26 protein-coding genes are annotated in these 25,217 nt (G+C 72.2%); 7 read left to right on the top strand and 19 right to left on the bottom strand.

What is annotated here, in order from left to right:
- Window positions 1-19: 19 nt before the first annotated feature.
- Window positions 20-676, top strand: coding sequence for a phosphatase PAP2 family protein (locus L1857_RS05215; protein ID WP_116111668.1), 657 nt, complete (start codon window positions 20-22; stop codon window positions 674-676).
- Window positions 657-1,790, top strand: a complete 1,134-nt coding sequence (locus L1857_RS05210; RefSeq protein WP_116111669.1) for a nucleotidyltransferase family protein — start codon at window positions 657-659, stop codon at window positions 1,788-1,790. The genes L1857_RS05215 and L1857_RS05210 overlap by 20 nt, the downstream gene beginning before the upstream one ends.
- Before the next feature lie 43 nt (window positions 1,791-1,833).
- Here L1857_RS05210 and L1857_RS05205 read toward each other — a convergent pair whose 3' ends face one another.
- From L1857_RS05205 to L1857_RS05195, 3 genes are all read right to left on the bottom strand, one after another.
- Complete coding sequence (locus L1857_RS05205; RefSeq protein WP_240323278.1) at window positions 1,834-2,964, bottom strand: asparagine synthase-related protein; 1,131 nt, start codon at window positions 2,962-2,964, stop codon at window positions 1,834-1,836.
- A 78-nt stretch (window positions 2,965-3,042) separates the two neighbouring features.
- Window positions 3,043-3,183 (bottom strand): hypothetical protein, encoded by a 141-nt coding sequence (locus L1857_RS05200; RefSeq protein WP_167481515.1) that lies wholly within the window; start codon window positions 3,181-3,183, stop codon window positions 3,043-3,045.
- 44 nt (window positions 3,184-3,227) lie between these two features.
- Window positions 3,228-3,365 carry a putative RiPP precursor gene (locus L1857_RS05195; protein WP_115944531.1) on the bottom strand — a complete coding sequence of 46 codons (138 nt, stop codon included), beginning with the start codon at window positions 3,363-3,365 and terminating at the stop codon, window positions 3,228-3,230.
- Between the two features lie 168 nt (window positions 3,366-3,533).
- On the opposite strand from L1857_RS05195, the gene L1857_RS05190 reads away from it, so the two are divergent.
- Window positions 3,534-5,300: an ABC transporter ATP-binding protein gene (locus L1857_RS05190; RefSeq protein ID WP_249464570.1), complete on the top strand. Its 1,767-nt coding sequence runs from the start codon at window positions 3,534-3,536 to the stop codon at window positions 5,298-5,300.
- A gap of 248 nt (window positions 5,301-5,548) precedes the next feature.
- Here L1857_RS05190 and L1857_RS05185 read toward each other — a convergent pair whose 3' ends face one another.
- The 14 genes from L1857_RS05185 to ddaH all read right to left on the bottom strand — a co-directional run bounded on the left by L1857_RS05185 (window position 5,549) and on the right by ddaH (window position 17,981).
- Window positions 5,549-6,460, bottom strand: coding sequence for a hypothetical protein (locus tag L1857_RS05185; protein ID WP_116111671.1), 912 nt, complete (start codon window positions 6,458-6,460; stop codon window positions 5,549-5,551).
- 5 nt (window positions 6,461-6,465) lie between these two features.
- Window positions 6,466-6,882 carry a lasso peptide biosynthesis B2 protein gene (locus L1857_RS05180; RefSeq protein WP_240323279.1) on the bottom strand — a complete coding sequence of 139 codons (417 nt, stop codon included), beginning with the start codon at window positions 6,880-6,882 and terminating at the stop codon, window positions 6,466-6,468.
- Entirely contained in the window at window positions 6,879-8,030 is a 1,152-nt protein-coding gene (locus tag L1857_RS05175) for an asparagine synthase-related protein (protein ID WP_249464567.1), read from the bottom strand. The genes L1857_RS05180 and L1857_RS05175 overlap by 4 nt, the downstream gene beginning before the upstream one ends.
- A complete protein-coding gene (locus L1857_RS05170) occupies window positions 7,978-8,229 on the bottom strand; it encodes a PqqD family protein (RefSeq protein WP_094003789.1) in 252 nt (83 codons plus the stop codon). Before L1857_RS05170 ends, L1857_RS05175 begins: the two co-directional genes overlap by 53 nt.
- 75 nt (window positions 8,230-8,304) lie before the next feature.
- Window positions 8,305-9,618 carry a glutamate-1-semialdehyde 2,1-aminomutase gene (locus L1857_RS05165; protein WP_249464564.1) on the bottom strand — a complete coding sequence of 438 codons (1,314 nt, stop codon included), beginning with the start codon at window positions 9,616-9,618 and terminating at the stop codon, window positions 8,305-8,307.
- A gap of 5 nt (window positions 9,619-9,623) precedes the next feature.
- Entirely contained in the window at window positions 9,624-10,172 is a 549-nt protein-coding gene (locus L1857_RS05160; protein WP_094003787.1) for a dTDP-4-dehydrorhamnose 3,5-epimerase family protein, read from the bottom strand.
- Complete coding sequence (locus L1857_RS05155) at window positions 10,169-11,323, bottom strand: polysaccharide pyruvyl transferase family protein (RefSeq protein WP_094003786.1); 1,155 nt, start codon at window positions 11,321-11,323, stop codon at window positions 10,169-10,171. Before L1857_RS05155 ends, L1857_RS05160 begins: the two co-directional genes overlap by 4 nt.
- Window positions 11,320-12,255, bottom strand: coding sequence for a glycosyltransferase family 2 protein (locus L1857_RS05150; protein ID WP_116111675.1), 936 nt, complete (start codon window positions 12,253-12,255; stop codon window positions 11,320-11,322). The genes L1857_RS05155 and L1857_RS05150 overlap by 4 nt, the downstream gene beginning before the upstream one ends.
- Entirely contained in the window at window positions 12,252-13,553 is a 1,302-nt protein-coding gene (locus tag L1857_RS05145) for an MATE family efflux transporter (RefSeq protein WP_116111676.1), read from the bottom strand. Before L1857_RS05145 ends, L1857_RS05150 begins: the two co-directional genes overlap by 4 nt.
- A 19-nt stretch (window positions 13,554-13,572) precedes the next feature.
- Window positions 13,573-14,595, bottom strand: a complete 1,023-nt coding sequence (locus L1857_RS05140) for an NAD-dependent epimerase/dehydratase family protein (protein ID WP_116111677.1) — start codon at window positions 14,593-14,595, stop codon at window positions 13,573-13,575.
- A gap of 3 nt (window positions 14,596-14,598) precedes the next feature.
- Window positions 14,599-15,048 carry a PIG-L deacetylase family protein gene (locus L1857_RS05135; RefSeq protein ID WP_249464561.1) on the bottom strand — a complete coding sequence of 150 codons (450 nt, stop codon included), beginning with the start codon at window positions 15,046-15,048 and terminating at the stop codon, window positions 14,599-14,601.
- Window positions 15,045-15,833 carry a sugar phosphate nucleotidyltransferase gene (locus tag L1857_RS05130; RefSeq protein ID WP_094003781.1) on the bottom strand — a complete coding sequence of 263 codons (789 nt, stop codon included), beginning with the start codon at window positions 15,831-15,833 and terminating at the stop codon, window positions 15,045-15,047. The genes L1857_RS05135 and L1857_RS05130 overlap by 4 nt, the downstream gene beginning before the upstream one ends.
- Window positions 15,830-17,068, bottom strand: coding sequence for a class I SAM-dependent methyltransferase (locus tag L1857_RS05125; protein ID WP_116111679.1), 1,239 nt, complete (start codon window positions 17,066-17,068; stop codon window positions 15,830-15,832). The genes L1857_RS05130 and L1857_RS05125 overlap by 4 nt, the downstream gene beginning before the upstream one ends.
- 82 nt (window positions 17,069-17,150) lie before the next feature.
- Window positions 17,151-17,981: a dimethylargininase gene (gene ddaH, locus L1857_RS05120; RefSeq protein WP_233157083.1), complete on the bottom strand. Its 831-nt coding sequence runs from the start codon at window positions 17,979-17,981 to the stop codon at window positions 17,151-17,153.
- Between the two features lie 73 nt (window positions 17,982-18,054).
- On the opposite strand from ddaH, the gene L1857_RS05115 reads away from it, so the two are divergent.
- The 4 genes from L1857_RS05115 to L1857_RS05100 all read left to right on the top strand — a co-directional run bounded on the left by L1857_RS05115 (window position 18,055) and on the right by L1857_RS05100 (window position 22,378).
- Window positions 18,055-18,501, top strand: a complete 447-nt coding sequence (locus L1857_RS05115; protein WP_094003778.1) for an Lrp/AsnC family transcriptional regulator — start codon at window positions 18,055-18,057, stop codon at window positions 18,499-18,501.
- A gap of 8 nt (window positions 18,502-18,509) precedes the next feature.
- Window positions 18,510-19,274: an enoyl-CoA hydratase gene (locus L1857_RS05110; RefSeq protein ID WP_116111686.1), complete on the top strand. Its 765-nt coding sequence runs from the start codon at window positions 18,510-18,512 to the stop codon at window positions 19,272-19,274.
- Between the two features lie 141 nt (window positions 19,275-19,415).
- Complete coding sequence (locus L1857_RS05105) at window positions 19,416-21,317, top strand: 2-oxoacid:acceptor oxidoreductase subunit alpha (protein ID WP_094003777.1); 1,902 nt, start codon at window positions 19,416-19,418, stop codon at window positions 21,315-21,317.
- Window positions 21,314-22,378, top strand: a complete 1,065-nt coding sequence (locus L1857_RS05100; protein ID WP_116111682.1) for a 2-oxoacid:ferredoxin oxidoreductase subunit beta — start codon at window positions 21,314-21,316, stop codon at window positions 22,376-22,378. The genes L1857_RS05105 and L1857_RS05100 overlap by 4 nt, the downstream gene beginning before the upstream one ends.
- Window positions 22,379-22,645: 267 nt before the next feature.
- On the opposite strand, the gene L1857_RS05095 is transcribed toward L1857_RS05100, so the two are convergent.
- Both L1857_RS05095 and L1857_RS05090 read right to left on the bottom strand, forming a co-directional pair.
- Window positions 22,646-24,034 (bottom strand): sunset domain-containing protein, encoded by a 1,389-nt coding sequence (locus tag L1857_RS05095; protein ID WP_240323427.1) that lies wholly within the window; start codon window positions 24,032-24,034, stop codon window positions 22,646-22,648.
- An 84-nt stretch (window positions 24,035-24,118) separates the two neighbouring features.
- Complete coding sequence (locus tag L1857_RS05090) at window positions 24,119-25,138, bottom strand: polyprenyl synthetase family protein (RefSeq protein ID WP_094003774.1); 1,020 nt, start codon at window positions 25,136-25,138, stop codon at window positions 24,119-24,121.
- Between the last annotated feature and the right edge of the window lie 79 nt (window positions 25,139-25,217).

The raw sequence follows: 25,217 nt of genomic DNA, 5'->3' as shown, positions 1-25,217 counted from the left end.
TGGGCTGCGGAGATCACTCGTGCCGCGGCGGAACCCACCGCTGCTGCCCGCCCCCGCGGCACGGGTGCTGAACCCGGTCGCGGTCGCCGCCGCGCTGGTCGTCGTGCTGCTGGGCGTGCTCTACACCGGCCACAGCGAGCCGGGGTGGTTCGACGCGTGGGTGCAGCCGGCCGCGACCGAGTCGGTCGACGCCGCCTGGTCGGCGGCGATCGCGATCGACTTCTTCGGCGAGCCCAGGGGATCGATGGTCCTGACGGTGCTGCTGGCGGTGACGCTCACGGTGCTCCGGCGCTGGCGCGTGCTGGCGCTCGCGATCGCCGGTCCCGGGCTGACGGTCGCGGTGACCACGCTCGGGAAACCGTTGACGGACCGGACGATCCACGCGATCCACCTGTCCTATCCGAGCGGGCACACGGCGTTCGTCACGGCGGTGACGCTGGTGGTGGCGCTGCCGCTGGCCCGGCGGTGGCGCGCGGGTCCGGTGGTCGTGCTGGCGTGCGCGCTGGTGACCGGCTCCTACGCGGCGTGGGCGCAGGTCGGGCTGAACGCCCACTACGCGACCGACACGATCGGCGGGTTCTGCGCCGCGGTGGCGGTCGTCCCGGCGACGGCGGGGCTGATCGACCGGATCTGGAGACGGATGAGCGGAGAGCCGGATGGGCCGCAGGCTGTGTGACGAACGCGAGTACCCGGCGGCGCTGCTCGCCGCCGCGGCGTATCGCCTGCCGGGGACCGACCGGGCCATGCCGGCGCGACCGGTGCGCGCCGAGGACTGGCCGGGGCTGCTGGCGGCGGCGCGGAAGCACCGGATGACCGGGTTGCTGACCGCGGCGATCGCCGCGGGCGCGTTCCCGGCGACCGGTGCGCAGGCGCGGGAGGCGGCCTCCGCGCACGCCACCAACCAGATGCGGGTGCTGGTGCTGGAGCACGAGCTGCTGCGGATCCTGGACCTGCTGACCGGGGCGGGCATCGAGGCGCGGGTGCTGAAGGGGACGGCCGTGGCGCACCTGGACTACCCCGATCCGGCGCTGCGGTCGTTCAACGACCTCGACGTGCTGGTGCGGGCCGGGGACATCGACCGGACGGTGGCGGTGCTCGCGACGGCGGGTTTCCGGCGGACGCTCGCCGAGCCGCGGCCGGGGTTCGACCGGCGGTTCGACAAGGGCATGACGTTGCGCCCGCCCGCCGGGTACGAGCTGGACCTGCACCGCACGTTCGTGCTGGGCCCGTGGGGGCGGCGGGTCGACCTGGACGCGGTGTGGGACGCGGGGCAGGAGTTCGCGATCGGCGGGCGGGCGGTGCGGGCGTTGTCGCTGCCGAACCGGTTCCTGCACGCCTGCTACCACGCCGCACTCGGGGACTGGCCGCTGCGGCTCGGTTCGCTGCGGGACGTGGCGGAGATGCTGCGGGTGGTGGACGGGAACCCGGAGCCGGTGCGGCGGACGGCCGCGTCGTGGGGTGCAGAGGCGGTGGTGGCCGCCGCGGTGGCCGACACGGTGCGGCTGCTCGGGATCAAGGTCCCGGGCGAGCTGGCCCACTGGGCGGTCGGTTACATACCGTCCGCCCGGGACGAATCGTGGCTCGGCCTGCACACGACACCGGACAAGACGTTCGCGGCACAGGCGGTGGCGACGCTGCGGGTCCTGCCGTGGCGCGACAAGCCCGCGTACCTGCGGGCGCTGGTCTTCCCGGACGCTCGCTACACGGCCGCCCGGCACCGGAGCCCGTTGAGCCGGTTCACCTACGCCCTGCGCGAGGTGCGGAAGGGCTCCCCCACCGGGTCCCGGTGAGTCGGTGAACTCCGCCGGCTGTCGCCGCGCGGGATTCCGCGAGTCAACCGCTGGTCGCCAGCCAGGCCTGCTGCAGCAGCGTCATCGACGGCGCGTGCGGGCTCGGCGCGAGCCAGTTGTCCCGCAGCGCCGCCGGGTCCACCAGCTCCTCGTCCACCCCGCGACCGGTCCACTCGCGCGCGAACGTGCGTGTCCGGTCGGTGAACACCGCGCCCGTGAAGTCCGCTTTGCTGGTGCGTTCCAGGATTTCGCGGGGCAGCAGGTCGCCGAAGAGGTCACGCATCGTGGCCGTCCGGCCGCTCCACCCCCAGAACCCGGCGGCCCGCGCGATCGCCGCCACGAAGTCCGGCTCGGCGAAGGTCTGCACGTACCGGCAGTCCAGTTCGGACCCCAGCGCGCGCACCGTGCGGTAGCCCAGCCGCGCGCAGCGGCGCGTCGTGAACTGCCACGCGTGCCGGCCGGCGTGCAACTCGTACGCCGCCGCGTCCGCCGCGTCCCGTTCGGCGAGCACCTCCTCCGCCGCGGGCCGCAGCCACGGGCGCCGGTACCTCTCGCGCAGCGCCGCCCGCCGCCGAACGGACGCGGGCGCCAGCGCACGCACCGCGTCCGGAAACACCCGGGCCCGGACCCGCCCGCGTGCCTTGAGCACCTTGGTCACCGGCGTGATCCGCTTCAGCCCGAACACCTCGTCGCCACCCTCGCCGGTCAGCAGCACGCCACCGCGGGCCGCGTCCATCATCCGCCAGGTCGGCGCGAAGTTCGGCGGCCACACCAGCCCGTGCCGCCGCAGCACCGCCGTCGCGATCGGACCGACCGGATCGTGCTCGTCGCCCACGGTCAGCACGATGCGTTCGGTGACCCCGAGGTGCGCGAGCACGGCGTCCTGCCACGACGTTTCGTCCGACGCGGGCGCGGCCGGGTACCGCAGCGTGATCGGCACCGGCGGCGGCAGCCCTTCGCGCCGGGCCAGCGCCACCGCCGCGGCCAGCAGCGCCGAGGAGTCGCGCCCGCCGGAGAAGGCGACCAGGCACGGTGTGCGCGTCAGGTGCCCGAGCAGGATCCGGTCGAGCACCCGCCGCGGCTCGCCCGGATCGCCCAGCGGCAACGGGATGAGGTCGTACCCGTTGATCCAGCCGCCCGCGATCTTCAGTCCGTCCATTGTGTACAGCGCCACCGGGTGCTCACTTCCGCACAGCCGGCCGACGGGGACAGGCGATCACCCGACCACCTGTCCCCGCGACCGGGAAAACCATCACGAATACGCGTCGCGATCGCCGAGGATCGGTATCGCCCACGTCAGGTTGTCCGGGGACGAACCGAACAGATTTTGCTGTGTCAAGTCCATCACCGAACCCAACAGGGTGATTTCCGGGGTGGTGTAGGGCTCGCGCATGTGTTCACCTCCCCCCACTACTGGCCGGAACGGGAAAACCCGTGTCACGAGAAGGTCAGATCACCGAAGAGGGTGCCGGCGGCGAAATCGGCGTCGAGCCGCGTTCCCGCCGACTGACCCAGCGTGAGCTCGGACAACGTGCCGATGTCGTCGATGCCCGGTGCGGCGTATTCTTTCTTCATGTCACTCCTTTCCGTTGCTCGTCGACGAAGGAGAGCCGAAGGACCTCGACCGGGATTCGCCCGAATGACCCATTCCGTTACAACCGCCCGGAGAATGTGCTGGTGAAGTTGTCCAACCGGTACCGGAACAATTCCGGGAATTCGTTTCCCCGGCGGTACGATTCGGCGGTGGGGATCAGACGCATCGCGGCCACGCCGCGGTTGATCACGGCCGCGGCGCGGGAGGTCGCGGCGGCCGACCGCGCCGGCACGGCCACCGCGGCGGTCTACCAGGTCATCGGCGCGCTCGGCGCGCTCGGCGTGGTCGCGGCGAGCAAGCTCACCTTCGACGCGTTGCTGCAGCCGGAACACGCGCGCTTCGGCCTCACCGTTTCGTTGCTGGCACTGGCGTTCATGACCGCGCTGTCCGGTTCGGTCGGCGCCCTGCAGACCCAGCAGCACCGGCTGCTCGGCGAACGCGTCTCGCAGCGGGTCTGGGACCGGGTGCTGGACACCACCGCCCGCGCGGACCTGGTGACCTACGAGTCCGCCGGCTTCGCCACGTCGCTGGAACGCGTCCAGCAGAACGCGCTGACCCGGCCGTTCGCCGTGACCACCGCGCTGCTCGGGCTGACCGGGAGCCTGCTCGGGGTGGTCACGATGTCGGCGGTGCTGATCGGGGTCGAACCGCTGCTGGTGCCGGTCCTGCTCGCCGCCGGGCTGCCCGCGGTGCTGCTCGCGCGGTGGGCCAGCCGCACCGAGTTCGCGTTCGCCCACCGGCTGACGCCGCTGTTCCGCCGCCGCAACTACCTGCGCCAGCTGCTCACCCAGCGCCCGTACGCGGCCGAGCTGCGCGCGTTCCACTCGACGAAACCGCTGCGGGCGCGGCACGCCGAGCTCAACACCGAGATCAACGGCGCGCTGCGGCAGCAGGTCCGGCGGCGCCAGCTGATCGCCGGGCTCACCACGATCGGCGTCGCGCTGTCGCTGACCGCCGCGCTGCTGGCGATCGTCGGGCTGGTGCGCAGCGGCCGGATCGACCTGCCCGCGGCGGGCGCGGCCGCGATCGCGGTGCGGTTGCTGAGCAGCCAGCTCGGCACGCTGTTCACCTCGGTCGGCGGGCTGCTCGAATCGGCGCCGTTCCTGGCCGACCTCGAACGGTTCGTCGCGTCGGCCCCGCGCTCGACCGCCGCCGGGGAAAAGCGGCCGCTGCGGCGGGGCGTCGTGCTGCGGGACGTCGGCTTCCGCTACCCCGAGCAGGAGCGGCCCGCGGTCGACTCGGTGGACATCGAGATCGGCGCGGGCGAGGTGGTCGCGCTGGTCGGCGAGAACGGTTCCGGCAAGACGACGCTCGCCAAGATCGTCGCCGGGCTGTACGACCCGGACCGGGGCACGCGCCGCTGGGACGGCGCGGAGGCCCCGCCCGCCGACATCCGCGCGTCGGTGACGGTGATCTTCCAGGACTTCGTGCGGTACCAGATGACGTTGCGCGACAACATCACGATCAGCGACGGCGACCGCCCCGCCGACGAGGAGTCGGTGCACGACGCGGCCCGGCGCGCGGGCGTGCTCGGCGTGACGCGCGAGCTGCCGCACGGCCTGGACACGATGCTCGGCCGGGACCTGGACGAGGGTTTCGACCTCTCCGGCGGGCAGTGGCAGCGGGTGGCGCTGGCGCGGGCGCTGTACCGGGACACCTCGCTGGTGGTGCTGGACGAACCCGCCGCGGCGCTCGACCCGCGCGCCGAGCACGAGCTGTTCACCGACGTCCGGGCCATGCTCGGCGGGCGGGCCGCGCTGCTGATCTCGCACCGCTTCTCGAGCACCCGCATGGCCGACCGGATCTACGTGCTCGACGCGGGCCGCGTGGTGGAGTGCGGCACGCACGACGAGCTGATGGCCCGCGCCGGCCAGTACGCCGAGCTGTACCGCCTCCAGTCAGCGGCCTACCGCTGACCCACCCGCGAGTCCCACACTCAAGCACGCGAGTCCCACACTCAAGCACGCGAGTCCCACACTCAGGCACGCGAGTTCTGCGCTCAGGCAGGCGACTTCGCCGCTGCCGGCGCGCGGGGCGATCGGCGAACTCGCGCACCCGAACGTGGAACACGCGCGCAGGAACGTGGAACTCGCGTGCCCGAACGTGGAACTTGCGTGCGGGAACGTGGGACTCGCGTGCGGGAACGTGGGACTCGCGTGTGGGGTTAGGTGAGGGCCGCCAGGGTGTTGAGCACCTCGTCGCGGAACGGCGGCCCCCACGGCACCGTCGCCTCGAACACCGGCACCTCCGCCACCAGATCGGCCAGCCGCTGGAACGCGAAGTCCATCACCGCCGGATCGCGCCAGCCCAGCACCCGCGGGAACTGGCTCATCCGCACGAACGCCCGCGCCCCGGCCAGCCGCTCCACCGAAACGTCCACAACGGACCGACTTGGCCGCGGGATCACGCACGCGGCCAGCGGCAACGCGTTCGTGGACACGGTGGACCGCAACGCCAGCCGACCGTCGACGGTCGGCCGCACGTCCTCCTCGGCGGCCTCGTCCGCCAGTCCGCGCGCGGCCATCCGCAGCCGGTTCTCCGTGCTCCCCGGGTACACGATCCCGCCGGCATCGACGCGCAGCACGTCGTCGGCCACCAGATCGCACCCGAGCCCGCACAACGCCGCCGCGAGCGTGGACTTCCCCATCCCGGACGCACCCACGAACGCCAGTGCCCGCTCGTCGACCCGCACGGCGCTCGCGTGCAGCACCAGGTGCGAGTTCAGCGTCAGGTGCACGGCCAGCAGCGCGCCCGTCGCGAGCACGGTCAGCAACCCGTGATCGGCCGACGGGTCCAGGTGGTAGGTCACCTCACGCAGCAGCGGGTCGCCGGCGAACTCGCACAGCGACGGGTACCGCAGCACGGTCCGGTTCCCGTCCGTGGCGAGCGTGTAGAACACCCGCCCGTCCGGTTTCGCCAGCTCGGCCAGGCAGCGACCGGGCAGCTCCGCCCGGGGCACCGCGTGATCGGGCCCCCGGCGCAGCACCAGATCCGGCTCGCCGCCGTCGCCGGGTGGCAGCGCCAGCTCGACGTCGCTCCAGACGGTCAGCCCGTGGGCCCGGTAGGTGAAGTCCATTGTGGTCACCCCGCCGATCCGAGAACCGCGTACCGGGCCGCCGTGGGGTCCAGCGCCTTGCCGTCGATCTCCAGCCACGAGTGCGCGGCGAACCGGCCGTCCGCACGCCGCACGCCGATCCGCAGCACCGGCTCCAGGTCCCGCAACCGGTGCCCGATGAGCAGGCACTGGCGCAGGCAGGTGTCCCCGGCCGGCCACCGCGACACCACTAAGTACGAGGCCCGGATGGGCGCCCGCGACCACCGCGGCAGCACCGGCAGCTCGTCCGAGGGTGGTTCCGTGCTGGTCAGATCGCAGCGCACCCCCAACCGGCGGCAGGTTTCCCGCAGGTCCGAGCGCCGCAGGCCGAGCTCGATCCGCACCATCGGGGCAAGCGCCCGCAGCACCTCCCAGGCCAGCCGGGCCCGCCGCCGCCACCTCATGTCGCCTCCGCCAGCCAGGCCTGCTGCAACAGCATCGCGGTGGCGGCCGGCGGCTCGTCGGCCAGCCACGCGGCCCGCAGCGCGTCCGGGTCGACCAGCGATTCGTCCACACCGGTGCCACCCCAGTCACGCGCGAACTCACGCGAGCACGCCCCGAAGCGGGAGGCGTTGAACCGCGCCTTGTCCCGCCGGGCGAGGACGGCCTCCGGCAGCACCCCGTCGGCCACCAGCCGGGTGCCCGCCGCGCGGGTCATCGGCCGGGTAGCCGCGTAGGACGCGACGAACGACGGATCGGCGAACGGCTCCACCAGCTCGCAGCCGTACTCCGCGGCCGCGTCGGCCCGCGTCCGGAATCCCACCGCGAACGCGCGTGTCGCCAACGCGGTGCGCACGCTGGTCTCCCACCGCAACGGGCGGTCCGCGGCCGCGCGCCACACCACGCGGCGCGGATCCGGCCGCAGCCACGGCATCGGCAGCGACCGGCGCGCGATCCGGCGACGAGCGAACGCGGGCGCCGCGCTCACGGCGAACCGCGCCCAATCGGCCCCGGTCACCCCGCGGCCACGACGGCGCGCCACCGCACGCAGCGTTCCGAGCCGGTGCCCGCCGAGCACCTCGTCCCCCGCGTTGCCGGTGACCAGGCTGCCGCCCGGCGCGTGCGACGCGAGCAGCATCGTGTTGCCCAGCGCCGCCGGATAGACCGGGCCGCGCGCACGCAGCACCGGCCGCACGAGCGGTCCGATCAGGTCCAGCTCGCCGGCGATGTCCCGGCGCACCCAGGAGTCGACGCCGACGTGCCGGATCACCACCTCCTGCCAGGCCGACTCGTCCGCGGCCGCGTCACCGGGGTAGCGGAAGGTCAGCGCGATCGGCGGCGCGAGCCCCTCGCGCGCGGCGAGATCGGCCGCGACCGCCAGCAGCACCGACGAGTCCCGCCCACCGGAAAAGGCGATCACACACGGCTCGCGCCGCAACGCCGGTCGCAGGGCGGTCCGCAGCGCGCGCACCGGGTCCGTGGGCACGCCGAGCGGAAACGGGGCGGCACCGAGGGGCTGACCGGCCGCGATGTCCAGTGTGGACAGCCGCGGCGGCGCCTCAGTGGAGGAGCTGGGCATCGCGGAGCCGGCCGAGGAAGGTCTCGATGTCACGGCGCGCGGTGTCCGCGTCGATCTCGTACTCGCTGGTGATCACGCCGACCAGGTCCTCGACCGACCGCTCCTCGGCGAGCAGCTCGAACAGCCGCGTGCCGACCCCGGTGATGGTGAAGTACTTCGAGGTCGACAGGCTGAGCACGATCGTCTCGTCACCGATGGTGCGAGCCGAGATGTCGGATGCCCGTACACGCATGGCGGCCCTCCCGGAACTGGCGGCTTACCAGGGGGTCGCGGACGACCACCGCCCTGTTACGCCGGACGCCCCCCGTCAGGCGTACGGCCGGAACACCGGCTTGACCGAGCGGCCGCCGATCCACGGCGTCGGGTCCTGGGCGTCCAGCGCCTTCCGGTACACGGTGCACGCCTGGGCCACCACGTCCACCGTCCGGTCGATGTCGGCCTCCGTCAGGGCGCTGCTCACCACGAACGACGGCCCGAGCACACCCCCGGCGACCAGCTGCCGCAGGAACAGCGTCCGGTACGGCTGGGACGGCCGCAGCTGCTCGTCGAGCGTGCCGAACACCAGGTTGCTCGCCCGGCCGCGCACCACGACGTGCTCGCCGACGCCCATCGCCGCCGCCACGTCCCGCACCCCGGACGCCAGGCGCTCGCCGAGCGCGTGCAGCCGCGCCGCGATGCCCTCCTGGACGTAGGTGTCCATGACGGCCATCGCCGCGGCCAGCGAGTGGGTTTCCGCGCCGTGCGTGGTGGACAGCAGGAACACCCGCTCGCGCGTGTGCCGCAGCCCGCCCAGCTCCATCAGCTCCCGCTTGCCGGCCAGCGCGGACACCGCGAACCCGTTGCCCAGGGCCTTGCCGAACGTCGACAGGTCCGGCGTCACCCCGTAGTAGCCCTGCGCGCCCGCCTCCGACCAGCGGAAACCGGTGATCATCTCGTCGAAGATCAGCACCACGCCGTAGGCGTCGGCCAGCGCACGCAGCCCCTCCAGGTACCCGGGCGGCGGCTCGACCGCGTTCGCGGCCTCCAGCACCAGGCACGCCACGTCGTGCTGCCGCAGGATCTCCTCGGTCGCGGCCAGGTCGCCGTACGGGAACCGCACGGTCAGCGCGGCGATCTCGTCCGGGATCCCGGCCGGCATGCCGGTGGTGCCGATGAACCAGTCGTCGGTGGAGAAGAACGGCTGGTCGGCGCAGATCGCGACCACCCGCCGCCCGGTCGCCGCCCGCGCGAGCCGGACCGCGGCGGTGGTGACGTCCGAGCCGTTCTTGGCGAACTTGACCATCTCCGCGGTCGGCACGGTCGCCAGGAACTTCTCGGCCGCGGCCAGCTCGACGGTGGAGGGCCGCACGAAGTTGCTGCCCCGGTCCAGCTCGCGCCGCACGGCCTCGACCACCCGCGGGTGCGCGTGCCCGAGACTCACCGACCGCAGCCCGGAGCCGTACTCGATGTAGGAGTTGCCATCCACGTCCCACACGTGCGCGCCGCGGCCGTGGGAGATGACCGGCGCCAGCCCCTCGGGGTACTGGTCCTCCCCCTTGGCGTAGGTGTGCGCGCCACCGGGCACGAGCTGGTGCAGGCGCTCGTTGAGCTCGGTGGACCGGGGCAGGAACTGGGCGTCCATGACTGTCACCTCAGGGTCTTCAGAACTTCGGCGAGCGCGGGCGCGCGCCGGTCGCGGTCGGAGGTCAGGGTGACCGGCAGCGGCCACGGGATGGCCAGGTCCGGGTCGTCGAAGGCGATGGTGACGTCCTCGGACGGGTCGTGCGGCCGGTCGATGCGGTAGGAGACGTCGGCGGGGTCGGTCAGCGCCTGGAAGCCGTGCGCGCAGCCCGCCGGCACGTACACGCTGACCTGGGTGTCGCCGGAGAGCTGGAAGTACTCGGTGTTGCGGAAGGTCGGCGAGTCCGGACGCAGGTCGACCACGACGTCGAACACCTCGCCGTAGGAGCACCGGACCAGTTTGGCCTCTCCGGCGCCGGAGCGCAGGTGCATTCCGCGGATCACGCCCTTGACCGACCGGGACAGGCTGTCCTGCGCGAAGCCGTCCGGGTCGATGCCCACGGAGGCGACGACCTCGCGGTCGAACGTACGCGAGAAGAACCCGCGCGCGTCGGCGTGCGGTGTCGGTTCGAACAACCACGCCCCGGCGATGCCGGGTACCGGTACGGCCTTCACGGCCGGCTCCCTTCGACGACGGATTCGGACATCATGGCGAACTGGTGCGCGAGCCGCTCGGTCGTCACACGATTGCGTTCCCCCAGTACGGCGACCAGCTCCTCCCGCCGGTCCAGCAGCTCGCGGAACCGCCGCACCAGCCGGTCGAAGTCCGGCTCCCGGGCGGACAGGGCGAACTCGCCGAGCCCCATCGCCTCCATCAGCACGTCGTTCTTGCGCGCGTAGCCCAGCGAGATCGCCGGCTTCCCGGTCTTCAGCGCGCACAGCACGTTGTGGTAGCGCGTGGCGACGACGACGTCCACCTCGGCCATCTGGCGCATGAGGTCGGTCAGCGAGGCCGGCGGTTCGGCGGTGACGTCGGCGTCCGGCAGGTCGGCGAGGATCTCGGCGACCACCTCGTCGTCGGCGGCGTCGCCGGTGAACAGCCGCACGGGCCGTCCCTCGTCGGCCAGCAGGCGCACGAACCGCTTCACGGTAGTCAGGTAGGCGCGGTTGATCTCGCCGGCCCGGGCCCGGTCGTCGTTGCCGCCGTGGAAGGACATGACCCCGACGCCGACCGCGCCGGACGAGGGCCGGGGCTCGGGATCGGCCAGCCCGAACGCCAGGTCCGGGAACACCGCGTCGGCGCGCACGTCGACGCCCATGCGGGCCATCGCCTGCCGCGAGTGCTCGTCCCGGTAGGACCGGTAGTGCGCGAGCCGCGCGGCGCGCGTGATCACCCACCGGGTGGCGCGCTGGCGGACCACGTCGGCGCCGACGTTGACGAGCGCGACCTTGGTGCCGGTGAGGCGGGCGGTCAGCCCGAGCAGCAGCAGCGAGTAGGGAAACCCCCAGGGCCGCAGCGGAAGCGTCGCCTCCAGCACTCCCATGCCGGGCACGATCACCACGTCGTGGCGGCGCACCCAGCGGCCGATCCACAGCGGGTCCGCGACCTTGCCGAGCACCTTGGCCGGCAGCGTCTCCGAGCGGAACCAGTGCAGCCGCCGCGCCGGGATGCCGTACCGCCCGCTGACCTCCTCCGGGCCGCCGCACAGGGCGTCCACGACCGCGTCCGGGTGCGCCCGCCGCAGGTGGTCCAGCAGGGCGGCCAGGGAACCGTCGTTGCCGAGGTTGCCTTGTCCCAGCAGGCCGAAGACGCCGACGCGCATCACTCGCCCCCGCGCCCGGCCACCACCGAGTCGACCACGACGTCCAGGTCGTTCTCGACGCGGGCGAACTCCTCCGACGGTTCCCGCCGCAGCGCGCGCCGGGCCAGCCACTCGCCCAGGTGGCGGTAGCACTCGCGGCGCTGCGCGGGTGTGATCGGCGCGCGCTGGACGATCCGGATCCAGCCCCACACGTAGCCGCCGAGCAGCCGGGCGGTCGGGTGCCGGAGCGGGTCGGCGCGCTTCGGGTCCAGGTTCGCGCAGCGGGACCGGATGGTCTTGTTGGCCCGCTCCGCGCGGTCCGGGTGGTCGCGCCGGAAGTACAGCAGCTCGGGGACCTGGTGGAACGGGCCCTGCAGCGCGATGTCGGCGACGAACGTCCGGTCGGCGTGGTGGTAGCTGTCGTGCGGCCGCACCCGGCGCAGCGCGGCCGAGCGGATCACCCCGTAGAAGTCGTCACCGCCGTCGGCGAACAGCAGCGCGCGGAACCGGGCCGGCGGGTGCGGGGAGTCCGTGGCGAGCCGGTACTCGAACGGCGCGGTCACCCCGCCCGCGCCGTCGATGATGGCCGTCCCGGCGTGCGCGAGGACCACCTCCGGGTGCTCGTCCAGCGCGTCCACGCACCGCCGCAGCAGGTCCCGCCCGTACAGGTCGTCGTGCGAGGCCCACTTGAACAGCTCGCCGCGCGCCTCGCGGAACACGAAGTTGTGGTTGGGCGCGGCGCCGATGTTCTCCGCCAGCGGGATGAACCGGATCCGCGAGTCCTGTTTCGCGAACCGGCGGCAGATGTCCGCGGTGCCGTCGGTCGAGGCGTTGTCCGAGATGATGAGCTCGAAGTCCTCGTACGTCTGGCCGAGCAGCGCTTCCAGGGACTCGGCCAGGTACTCCTCGCCGTTGTGGACGGGCAGTCCGATGCTCAGCCGGGGTGTGCCGGTCATGTGGTCCTCATTTCCTCGGATGTGACGGCCGGATCGCGTTCACGGAGGCAGGCCTCCAGTTCGAGCCACCGCGCCGCGGCGCCGAGCACGCTGCCGACGACGGCGCCCCAGCTGGAGCCGAGGGCGCCGCCCAGCGCGGCGCCGATCAACCCGCCCCCGACGTAGCCCGCGAACGTGACCACCTCGGCGCGCAGGCCGCGGCCCGCCGCGCCGAGCGCCCGCAACGCGGACGAGGAGCCGGTGGTGAAGCTCGCGGCGGCGATGGCGAGCGTGGCCGGCAGGATCAGCGCGGCGGCCGACTCCCACACGTCGCCGAGCAGGTAGCGGCCGACGGACTCGGGCAGCAGCACCATCAGCGCCACGCCCCACGCCATCGCGGCGGCGGCCTGACCGCCGCCGAGCAGCAGGGCGAACAGGCGGAGCCGGTGCGGCCGCTCCCGGACCACCCGCGCCGCCTCGGAGACGGTGACCAGCGACAACCCGATCAGGACCGCCATGAACGGCCCGAGCAGCAACTGGGAGCCGCGGACCGCACCGACGTCGGCCAGCCCGGCGATCGCGCCCAGCCCGTACATGCGGAGCTGCCCGGACCCGGCCACCAGGACGTTCTCGGCGAGGAACCGGCTGCCCAGGTCGCGGTGCTCGCGCACCCACGCGCGCGCCCCGGTCCAGGTCGGCGTCATCCGCGTCTGCCAGCAGCCGTACAGCCCGGCGACCGCCGCCGACAGCCCCCACGCGAGCAGGAAACCGACCACGCTGCCGTGCAGCACCGCCAGGACCAGCGCCGGCACCAGGGCGGCCGTCCACACCAGGTCGTTGACGAAGGCCTTGTGCCCCTGCCCGGAGGCGAAGAACGCGAACCGCCAGCTGTCCTGCAGCATCAGGCCCGGCAGGATGACGCCGAGCGCGACGAACGCGCCGCCGACGGAGCCGCCGATCGCGATCCCCGCCAGCGCGCTCACCACACCGGTGCCGGTCCCGACGAGCAGCGCGGTCGCGGTGGAGCGCGCCACCGCGCCCCGCCAGAGGTCGGTCGCGACCCCGCTGAACCGGACGGCCAGCGGATCCGTCGCCAGCCCCCGGGACAGGCCGAGCACCACGCCGTAGGTCACCCAGGCGAGCGTGAAGACGCCGAACGCCGCCGCGCCGAGCGAGCGGGCCACGACGACGCCGACGAAGAAGTTGCTGAGGCTGGACACCGCCTGGTCGCCGAGGCCCCAGCTGAGCCGGCCGGCCATCGCGCGCAGCGGTGACCCGCGCACCAGCCGGTGCCGACCGGGCTTTCCCGTCACCGCCATCGCACTACTCCGCCACCGATCACACGAACCGCAGGGTGTCGTCGACCGCGCCGGCCTCGCGGTGCTGCTTCAGCCGAGCGAGCCGGGTGAAGCTGCGCTCGAACGAGGAGCGGGTCAGCCCGTGCCGCTGGTAGGCCTCGACCAGCTCGACCGCACCGTCCTTGACCGACCACTCGCAGGTGAAGCCGGGAATCGCGGCGCGGAAGCGGGAGAAGTCGACCCGGTAGGACCGCGGGTCGGCGCCGGCCTCGCCGGTGATCCGCAGCCGCGAGCCCGGCACGGCCTCGACGACCTGCTCGGCGATCTCGGCGACGGTCACGTTGTTGCGCTCGGTGCCGATGTTGAACGCCTTGTCGTGCACCGCTTCGCGGGGCGCTTCCAGCGCGGCGGTGAAGGCCCGTGCGATGTCCCGGGCATGCACCAGCGGCCGCCACGGCGTGCCGTCGGAGAGCACCAGCACCTCACCGGACAGGCACGCGTGCCCGACCAGGTTGTTCAGCACGATGTCCGCCCGCAGCCGCGGCGAGAAGCCGAACGCGGTCGCGTTGCGCAGGTAGACCGGGGAGAAGCCGTCGTCGGCCAGCGCGTGCAGGTCGTCCTCGACGAGCACCTTCGACTCCGCGTACGGCGTCACCGGCCGCAGCGGCGCGTCCTCGCCGACCAGGTCCGCGCCACCGGAAGCGCCGTAGACCGAGCAGGTGGAGGCGTAGAGGAAGCGGGACACCCCGGCGTCCTTCGTCAGCCGGGCCAGCCGGACGGCGGCCTTGTGGTTGATCTCGTAGGTCAGCTCGGGCGCCAGCGCGCCCAGCGGGTCGTTGGACAGCGCCGCCAGGTGGATCACGGCGTCCACACCGGACACCTGCGCCGGCGTGACGTCCCGCAGGTCCACCCGGTGCCCGGGCGGGTCGTGCGGCTTCGGGCCGAGCACGCACTCGTCGAACAGGCCGGAGTCGAGCCCGATCACCTCGTGCCCGGCGGCGGTGAGCACCGGGGCCATCACCGTGCCCAGGTACCCCTTGTGGCCGGTCAGCAGCACACGCATGGCTCAGCCCTCCAGCTGGAGACACAACTTCCTGACGTGGAAGGCCTCCGCGTACCGCGCCTCCCGGTCGTACCAAGGACGATGTCGCTGCGAGGGGTAGTGCCGTTGCAGCAATCCGGCTTTTTTCTCGGCGAGTTCGTCGCGCAGCGACACGTACACCGACGGTGCGCCGAGGTCGCCGTCCCCGAAGATCAGGTCCGGTTCGGTGCGCACCCGCAGCTCCTCGAGCGCGTTCTTGACCTCGTCCCAGTGCGCGCCCGGGCAGAACGCCGCGAGCGCCGCGCGTTCCTCGTCCTCGCGCTCGGTGCCGCCGCCGGAGAGCACCAGTGCGTCCACCCGCAGACCGGGCCGGCTCAGTGTGAGCAGGGTGCCGCCCGCGCCGATCGCGATGTCGTCGCAGTGGGCGCCGAGCACCACGATCCGCTCGAGCCGCTCCGGAACCAGCCCGGTCACGCCGGCACTCGGTCCTTGTCCCACAGCGCCCACGGGCGCACCCCGCGCGTGTAGCCCTCGTCCAGCGCGTACCGCTCCTTGACGGTGTCCGTCGGCTTCCAGAAGCCGCGGTAGGGGTAAGCCAGCAGGCGGCCGCGCTTGGCCAGTTCGGCGCACCCGTCGGCGACCAGGTCGCCGTTCTCCGGGATGTGGTCGAACACCTCCTGGCGCAGCACGAAGTACCCGCCGTTCTCCCACAGCGGCATCTCGCTCACCGCGGTGATCGACCCGACCAGGCCGCCCTCGTCCATCTCCACGCAGTGGAACGACGACTGCGGCGGCACGACCATCATGGACGCGCCCGCGTCGGACTTCGCGAACCGCTCGATCATCGACGGCAGCGGCGCGTCGGTGAGCACGTCGGCGTAGTTGGCCAGGAACATCTCGTCACCGCCGAGGTGCTCCCGGACCCGGCGCAGCCGTTCCCCGATCGGCGATTCGATGCCGGTCTGCACGAACGAGATCGTCCAGTCCGCGATGTCGGTGGACAGCAGCTCCGCCTTGCCGCCGCGCAGCACGAAGTCGTTGGAGGTGGTTTCCTCGTAGTTGAGGAAGAAGTCCTTGATGTGGTGGGCGCCGTAGCCGAGGCACAGGATGAACTCGGTGTGCCCGAAGTGCGCGTAGTACCGCATCACGTGCCAGATCAGCGGCCGGGGACCGACCATCGCCATGGGCTTGGGCACGTCGGAGGCGGTGCCGCCGCGCATCCGCATTCCGTACCCGCCGCAGAACAGGACGACCTTCACGTTGGGTTCACCTCGACGATCTCCAGGCGGGGTATGGGGAAGACCAGCTTGCCGCCCCACTCCCCGACGTAGGACAGCTGCTGGGTCAGTTCGTCCCGCAGGTTCCAGGGCAGGACCAGGACGTAGTCGGGCCGGTCCGCGGCGATGCGGTCCGGCGGCAGGATCGGGATGCGCGTGCCCGGCGTGAACCGGCCGTGCTTGTACGGGTTGCGGTCGACCGTGTACGCGAGCAGGTCCGGCCGGATGCCGCAGTGGTTGAGCAGGGTGTTGCCCTTGCCCGGCGCGCCGTAGCCGGCCACCGTGCGGCCCGTGTCGGCCGCGTCGACGAGGAACCGCAGCAGGTCGCGGCGCACCCGGGCGACCCGCGCGGCGAACTCGGTGTAGCCGGAGAGCTCGTGCAGCCCGGCGGCCTTCTCCCGGGCCAGCACGTCGATCACGCGGTGGCTCGGGTCACCGGCCGCTTCCACGGGCCGGGCCCACAGCCGGATGGAGCCGCCGTGGGTCGGCAGCAGCTCGACGTCCACAAGGGACAGTCCGCCGGAAGCGAGCGCCCGCTGCGCCGAAGCCACCGAGTAGTACTGGAAGTGCTCGTGGTAGATCGTGTCGTACTGGGTTTTCTCGATGAGCGTGAGCAGGTGCTGCACCTCGATCGACACCCAGCCGTCGTCGGCGACCAGCGCGCGCAGGCCCTTGGTGAAGCCGATGACGTCCGGGATGTGCGCGTAGACGTTGTTGGCCACCACCAGATCCGCGGGCCCGTGCTCGGCCCGCACCGCCGCGCCGGTCTCCGGCCCGAGGAACGCGGTCAGCGTCGGCACGCCCGCGTCCCGGGCGGCCTGGCCGACGTTCACCGACGGCTCCACGCCGAGGCAGCGGATGCCCTGTGCCACAACGTGTTTGAGCAGGTACCCGTCGTTGCTGGCGACCTCGACGACGAACGAGTCGCCGTCCAGCCCCAGCCGGTCCACCGCACCCGCGACGAACCGGCCCGCGTGGTCCACCCAGGATTCCGAATACGACGAGAAGTACGCGTATTCGGTGAACGTTTCCTCCGGCGTGATCAACGGCGGGATCTGCGCGAGCCAGCAGTCCGTGCACACCCGCAGGTGCAACGGAAAGGTATTTTCCGACTCGTCCAGTCGCGCTTCGGTCAGGAACGCCTCGCACGGCGGAGTCGCCCCGAGATCGACGACGCTGGCCAGCTGTGTCGAGCCACAGAGTCGGCAGGTGGTCATGCTCCTGATTCGGGAGACGCGAAGGCCCTGTTACAGACACCGTCCGCGTTTCGCCCACCGAGCCCGAAATGAGACCCGCGACCTACTTGCGGATCTCCAGCGTGCAGCACTTCGGACCGCCGCCTGCCTTGCGCAGCTCGGAGATGTCGACGAGCACCGGTTCGTAGCCGTGAGCCGCGAGCCGGTCGGCCAGCTCCGTGGCCTCCACCGGCAGCACCACGTTGCGCCCGTCGGACACGCCGTTGAGGCCGAAGCACTCCGCGTCGGCCGCCGTCGCGAGCACCGCGTCGGGGAACAGGCGCGCCAGGACGCGGCGCGAGCCGGCCGAGAACGCCTCCGGGTAGTACGCGATCTGCGCCGGCGTGGTGTCGGTCGCCTCGCTGAGCACGAACAGCGCGGTGTCCAGGTGGTAGTAACGCGGGTCGGTCAGCCGCAGCGACAGCACCGGCACCCCGAGCACCTCCTGGGCCTCGGCGTGCGCGGCGGGGTCGGTGCGGAACCCGGTGCCGGCCAGCAGCATCCGGCCGGTCCAGGCGAAGTCGCCCTCGGCCTCGTTCACGTACGACGGCATGACGACGTCGCGGTAGCCGTGCTCGACGAACCAGCGGCGGAAGTGCTCGGCCTCGGCGGTGCGCTGCGGGGCGCGGAAGCGGGCGCCGAGCACCCGGCCGTCGACGACGGTGCCGGAGTTGGCGGCGAAGACCATGTCCGGCAGCCCGGGCTGCGGCTCGATCTCCTCGACCGTGTGCCCGAGGCGGCGGTAGGTGTCGCGCAGCTCGCGCCACTGCTCCATCGCGCGCTCGGCGCTGACCGGCTGCGTCGGGTCCATCCAGGGGTTGATCGCGTACTCGACGGCGAAGAACCGGGGCGGGCACATGAGGTACCGGCGGGTAGTCGGAACCCGAGTCGTCATGAGTTCACGGTATGGCTCGATTCAGGGACAAGCAATCGCTGTTTCTTGCTCATTCACCTGCTAAACATTGCGTGTGAACACCCTCGATCAGCAGATCGTTTCGTGCCTCGTCACGAATGCGCGCGCCAGCTACGCCGAGATCGGGAAGGTCGTCGGGCTGTCCGCCCCGGCGGTCAAACGCCGGGTCGACCGGCTGCTGGAGACCGGGGTGTTGCGCGGCTTCACGGCGGTGGTCGACCCGGAGGCGCTGGGCTGGGGCACCGAGGCGTTCGTCGAGGTGCACTGCCGCGGCAACATCTCCCCGGCGCGCATCCGGGCGCGGCTGGAGCCGCTGCCGGAGGTGGTCGCCGCGTACACGGTGACCGGCGCGGCGGACGCCATCGTGCACCTGCGGGCCGCCGACATCCACCAGCTGGAGATGGCGCTGGAGCGGGTGCGCGGGCTGGAGATCGTCGACCGGACGGTGTCCACCGTGGTGCTGTCCCGTCTCCTTGAGCGCCCGCCCAACCCCACGACATGATGGCCGTCATGACCGAACGCATCGTGGCCGAACGGCGCGGACGAGTCGCGGTGATCACCGTCGACGCCCCGCAGCGGCGAAACTCGCTGACCCTGGCGCTTTCCACCGAACTGGCCCAGGCCGTCGCCGACGCCGAGCAGGACCGGAACGTGCACGCGCTGGTCGTCACCGGCACCCCGCCGGCGTTCTGCGCCGGAGCCGACCTGACGACGCTGGGCAGCGCGCAGGAGGAGGGACTGCGGGCGGTCTACGAGGGTTTTCTCGCCGTGGCCCGGTCGCCGCTGCCGACGATCGCGGCGGTCGGCGGCGCGGCCGTCGGCGCCGGGCTGAACCTCGCGCTCGCCGCGGACGTCCGCCTCGCCGGCCCGCGCGCCAAGTTCATCCCGCGGTTCCTCGAACTCGGCCTGCACCCCGGCGGCGGATTCACGTGGATGCTGCAGCGTGCGGTGGGTATCCAGCAGGCGCGGGCGATGACGTTGTTCGGCCAGTCGCTGGACGCCGCGGCGGCCGAGGCGGCCGGGCTGACGTTGCGCACCGTGGACGGCGACCACGACGACCTGCTGGAGGCGGCACTGGAACTGGCGAAACCGGCGGCGGACGCACCGCGGGAGGTGGTCCTCGCGACCAAGTTCTCGATGCGGCAAACCTCGACCATGGCCGAGCATTCCCGCGCAGTGGACACGGAGATCGAACCGCAGGTGAAGTCGCTGAATTCCCCCGACTTCGCGGAACGGCTCGCCTCGATGCAGGCGAAGATCACCACGCGGAACTAGATGTTACCGTAAGTTACGGGTAACCGGGATCACACCGCCGATTCGCGTCACAGAACAGCAAGTAAGGTGGAGGTATCGGCGGAAGTGTGCCCAGCCGGCCACGAAGACGCGGCCTGTCGGGAGAGAGGGATTCTCTGACCCATGAGCACGAGCACGAACGGCAACGGTGTGCTGTCGGCGAGCCGGCCCACTGAAGTCGCCAAGCTGGACCGCGTGGTCATCCGGTTCGCGGGCGACTCCGGCGACGGTATGCAGCTGACCGGTGACCGGTTCACCTCGGAGGCGGCGGCCTTCGGCAACGACCTGGCCACGCTGCCGAACTTCCCCGCCGAGATCCGCGCGCCACAGGGCACCATCCCGGGCGTCTCGTCGTTCCAGGTGCACTTCGCCGACTACGACATCCTGACCCCCGGCGACCGGCCGGACGTGCTGGTGGTGATGAACCCCGCGGCGCTCAAGGCGAACCTGCGGGACGTGCCCAACGGCGGCACGATCATCGTCAACACCGACGAGTTCACCAAGCGCAACCTGACCAAGGTGGGCTACGACGCGGATCCGCTGGCGGACGACACGCTGTCGGCGTTCCAGGTGCACAAGGTCGCCATGTCGACCCTGACGCAGGGGGCGCTGGAGGGCACCGGGCTGGGCAAGAAGGACGCCGAGCGGTGCAAGAACATGTTCGCACTCGGGTTGCTGTCCTGGATGTACCACCGGCCCACCGAGGGCACCGAGGCGTTCCTGCGCGAGAAGTTCGCGAAGAAGCCGGACATCGCCGAGGCCAACATCCTGGCCTTCCGCGCGGGCTGGAACTACGGCGAGACCACCGAGTCGTTCGCCACCACCTACGAGGTGGCGCCGGCGAAGCTGAACAAGGGCACCTACCGGCAGATCACCGGCAACACGGCGTTGGCGTACGGGATCGTGGCGGCCGGGCAGCGGGCCGGGCTGCCGGTGCTGCTGGGCACGTACCCGATCACGCCGGCCTCGGACATCCTGCACGAGCTGTCCCGGCACAAGAACTTCGGCGTGCTGACCTTCCAGGCCGAGGACGAGATCGCCGGCATCGGCGCCGCCCTGGGCGCCTCCTACGGCGGGGCACTGGGCGTCACCTCGACCTCCGGGCCGGGGGTGGCGCTCAAGTCGGAGACCATCGGCCTCGGCGTGATGCTGGAGCTGCCGCTGGTGGTGATCGACGTGCAGCGCGGCGGGCCGTCCACCGGTCTGCCGACCAAGACCGAGCAGGCCGACCTGCTGCAGGCGATGTTCGGCCGCAACAGCGAGTCGCCGCTGCCGGTGATCGCGCCGCAGTCCCCCGGGGACTGCTTCGCGGCGGCGATCGAGGCGGTGCGGATCGCGTTGAAGTACCGGACGCCGGTGATGATCCTGTCCGACGGCGCGAACGCCAACGGCTCGGAGCCGTGGCTGATCCCGGACGTCGAGGACCTGCCTGATCTTTCGGTGGAGTTCGCCACCGAGCCGAACGCGGCGGACGGCTCCGGTGAGTTCTGGCCGTACGTGCGTGACCCGGAGACGCTGGCCCGCGCGTGGGCGGTGCCCGGCACCCCGGGGCTGGAGCACCGCATCGGTGGTCTGGAGAAGCAGGACGGCAAGGGCAACATCTCCTACGACCCGGACAACCACGACCACATGGTCCGGCTGCGGCAGGCCAAGATCGACGGCATCGACGTGCCGGACCTGGAGGTCGACGACCCGTCCGGCGAGGCGCGGGTGCTCGCGCTCGGCTGGGGTTCGACGTTCGGCCCGATCGGCGCCGCGGCCCGGCGGGTGCGCAAGCTGGGCATCCCGATCGCGCAGGCGCACCTGCGGCACCTGAACCCGTTCCCGCGCAACCTGGGCGAGGTCCTGGCCCGCTACGACCGGGTCGTGGTGCCGGAGATGAACCTGGGCCAGCTCGCGCTGCTGCTGCGGGCGAAGTACCTCGTGGACGTGCACTCCTACACCAAGGTCGCCGGCCTGCCGTTCAAGGCCGAGGAACTGCAGCACGTCTTCACCGACATCATCGAAGGAGCGCTGACCCGATGACCGCCACGGATCTCGGTCTTCCCCAGCTCGGTGGCCTGGACCTGGTGCCGACCACGGACGAGACCCAGAAGGCGAAGGACTTCAAGTCCGACCAGGAAGTGCGCTGGTGCCCGGGCTGCGGTGACTACGTCGTGCTCAACACGGTGCAGTCGTTCCTGCCCACGCTGGGGTTGCAGCGCGAGAACATCGTGTTCGTCTCCGGCATCGGGTGTTCGTCGCGGTTCCCGTACTACCTCAACACCTACGGGATGCACTCGATCCACGGTCGCGCCCCGGCGATCGCGACCGGCCTGGCGACGACGCGGCCGGACCTGTCGGTGTGGGTGGTGACCGGTGACGGCGACGCGCTGTCGATCGGCGGCAACCACCTGATCCACGCGCTGCGGCGGAACGTGAACATCAAGATCCTGCTGTTCAACAACCGGATCTACGGCCTGACGAAGGGCCAGTACTCGCCGACGTCCGACCCCGGCACGGTCACCAAGTCCACGCCGATGGGTTCGGTGGACACGCCGTTCAACCCGATCTCGCTGGCGCTGGGCGCGGAGGCCACGTTCGTCGGCCGTGCGCTGGACAGTGACAAGAAGGGCCTGACGGAGGTGCTCACCGCGGCGGCGCAGCACCGCGGTTCGGCGCTGGTGGAGATCTACCAGAACTGCCCGATCTTCAACGACGGCGCCTTCGATGTGCTGAAGGACAAGGACGAGGCCGCGCACCGGATCATCCCGCTGCGCGCGGGCGAGCCGATCCGCTTCGGCCCGGAGGCCGAGTACGGCGTGGTACCCAACCGCTGGGGCGGTTTCGAGATCGCGAAGGTGGCCGAGGTCGGGGAGGAGGAGCTGATCGTCCACGACCCGTCCATCGCGGACACTGCGTACGCCTTCGGGTTGTCCCGAATCGGCGACCAGCACCTCAACCACACCCCGACGGGCATCTTCCGCCAGGTGGCCCGCCCCACGTACGACGACCAGGCCCGCGCGCAGGTGGAACAGGCCAGGACGGCGAAGCCGGCGGACCTGCAGGCCCTGCTGACGGGCAAGGACACCTGGACGGTCGACTGACGCTCGAGGCCCCGCACCACCCACCGGTGCGGGGCCTTCGTCTTTCCGCCCCAGACCTCACTCCACCCCCGGCACGCGCCCCCGGGGCGCGTCCACCGCACCGGATGCCCCCGCCACCCCTCCGCGCACGCCAGCGCCACACCGCTCCCCGCTCGGCTCCCACTCCCCACCGCGCGCCCATCGCGGAGCCCCGACATCAGCGCACCGCGAAGCCACCGCACGAAAAAGCCCCGCACGGCGTTCCGTGCGGGGCCTTTTCGCTTGTCGCTAGAGCGGCCGGAACCCGACCCGCTCCGCGTCGTCCGCCGTGCGGAACCACACCTCCGCCACCATGCGGTTGTACTGCGGCGAGTCCTCGGTGCAGTACCGCAGCGCGGTCACGCTCGCCTTGACCGTGAACTCCTCCGACGGCTTCCCGCCACCGGGCCGCGGCATCGCCGATCCCGGGCCGAACGGCCCCGGCGGCACGGAGCTGTCCCGCGGCGTCGGCTCGAACAGCGACCCGCTGCGGCCACCTTCCTCGGGCCGGATCGGCTCACGCCGTTCGACGGTCCGCATCGAGGGCTGCGGCGGGTCGAAGGCGTGCGCGGACCGCCGCGGCTGCCGTTTGGGCAGGACCTGGGTGGTCTCGGTGGCGGTCTCCTCGTCGGCGGGCTGCTCCGGCTCCCCGGCCCCGAACGCGTAAGCCGGCGGCTCCGGTTCCGCCGGGGCGAACGGCGTGAAGGCCGATCCGGACTCCTGCATCCGCTGCGGCTCGGGAGCATGATCGGGATCGAACAACGACCCCCGCTCCGGCTCGGGAGCCTCCTCCAGCCCGGGCGGGTCCTGCTGGAACAACGAGCCGCGCCCGGCAGCCTCCCCACCGTCGAACAGCGACGCACGCCCAGCCGACTGCTCCTGCTCGACCCCCGCCTGCTCGAACAACGAGCCACGCCCGGCAGCCGCCTCATCCCGATCGACCGCGCCGCCAACCTGCTCCTGCTCGAACAACGAGCCACGTCCGGCAGCCGCCTCGTCCCGATCGACCGCGCCGCCGACCTGCCCCGGCTCAAAACCCGCCGCACTCGACTGCGAGAACACCGAACCCCGGCCCTGCTCGGCTCCGCCCACCGGACCGTGCCCAGCCGCCTGGTCCGGCTCGGCCACCCCGCCGAACCCGGCGTCGGCCTCCGGCCGCGAGTGCCGCGCACCCCGCGCGGGCTCCGAGCCAGCGTCACCCCGCGCGTGCTCGCCCACGTACAGCGCCCCGCGCTCGGCGGCGTCGTCCGGCTCGCGGCCGAACGCGTTGAAGACCGTCGTCGCGCCGGCCTGCGGCTCCTCCGGCTCGAACAGCGAGTCGTCGTCGATCTCGGACCCCGGCTGGTACCCGGGCGACCGTCCGGCGAGGCTGTCGCGCTCCAGCCAGGACGGCCGCGCGTGGTGCTCCTCCGAGCCGGGGGTCTCCGCCAGTTCCTTCCGCGCGACCGGCGCCGACACCGGCTCGCGCTCCATCGTGCGCGTCGGCTGCGCGGCGGGCGCGCTCTGCGCGGCGAGGAGCCTGCGCTCCAGGTGCCGGCTTCTCGCCTGAGCGGGCCGGGCCAGGAACAACCAGGTCAGCAGCACCCCGACCACGAATGCCGCCGCGCTCCACAGCCAGACCTGTCCGAAAATGGACATCCGTGCTGCCCTTCCTTTCCTACCGCGCGGTTACCACTCTCAGTGACGCCGCGACGGCCCGCGCATGACGCGCCGACGCGATCTTTACCGCGTCCGCGCGACGAGGTAGTCCGCGACGGACTCGCACGCGTCCCTCGCGGGCCCGGCCGGCAGCGGAGCCAGCTCGGTCCTCGCCCGCTGAGCGTAGTCCGACAGGGTGACCATGGCGCGGTCCAGGCCGGTGGACGCCCGGAGCAGGGTCAGGGCCTCCTCGACCAGCTCGTCGTCGGTGATCGGGCCGGCCAGCAGCTCGACCAGCCGCGGCTCGGTGTCCGGGTCGGCCAGCGCGTACAGCATCGGCAGCGTGCGCACGCCTTCCCGCAGGTCGGTGCCCGGCGTCTTGCCGGACTCGTGCGACGGCGAGGCGATGTCGATGATGTCGTCGGAGATCTGGAACGCGGTGCCGATGATCTCGCCGAACCGCTGCATCGCGAGGATCGCGTCGGGCTTGGCGCCGGACACCATCGCACCGAACCGGCCGGAGGTGGCGATCAGCGATCCGGTCTTCTGCGCGATCACGGTGAGGTAGTGGTCCACCGGGTCCTCGCCCTCGCCCGGCCCGACGGTCTCCCGCATCTGCCCGGTGACCAGCTCGCTGAACGTCTCGGCGAGGATGCGGGCGGCATCGGTGCCCAGGTCGGACACCAGCCGCGAGGCGTGCGCGAACAGGAAGTCGCCGGTCAGGATGGCGATGCTGTTGGTCCAGCGGGCGTTGACGCTGGGCGCGCCGCGCCGCATCGTCGCCTCGTCCATCACGTCGTCGTGGTACAGCGTGGCCAGGTGCACCAGCTCGACGGCCGCCGCGGCGATCACGACGTCGGAGTGGTTGCCCTCGCCGAACTCGCCCGCGAGCAGGGTCAGCAGCGGACGAAAACGTTTGCCACCCGCCTCGACCAGGTGCGACGCGGCGTCGTGGACGGCCTGCACCTCGCTGCGCGCGGTGTCGCGCAGCAGCTTCTCGACGTCGTCCAGGCCAGCGGCCAGCGTGCGCAGCAGCTGCTCGTCGGCGATCCGCAGGCCCACGCTCCCGCGCAGCTCCTCGATCGTGCTACCCCGGTGCCGCACTGACACGTTGTCCGCCCTCTCCGCACTTCACTGACCGGTCCTCACCAGCGTAATGGCTGCACCCGGGGCGTTCGTGCGC

This window comes from Amycolatopsis thermalba (assembly GCF_023376025.1).
In the GTDB taxonomy this organism is placed as follows: Bacteria; Actinomycetota; Actinomycetes; order Mycobacteriales; family Pseudonocardiaceae; genus Amycolatopsis_E; species Amycolatopsis_E thermalba.
The sequence above is the reverse complement of the archived record's forward strand: the minus strand, read 5'-3'. Positions and strand labels throughout refer to the sequence as shown.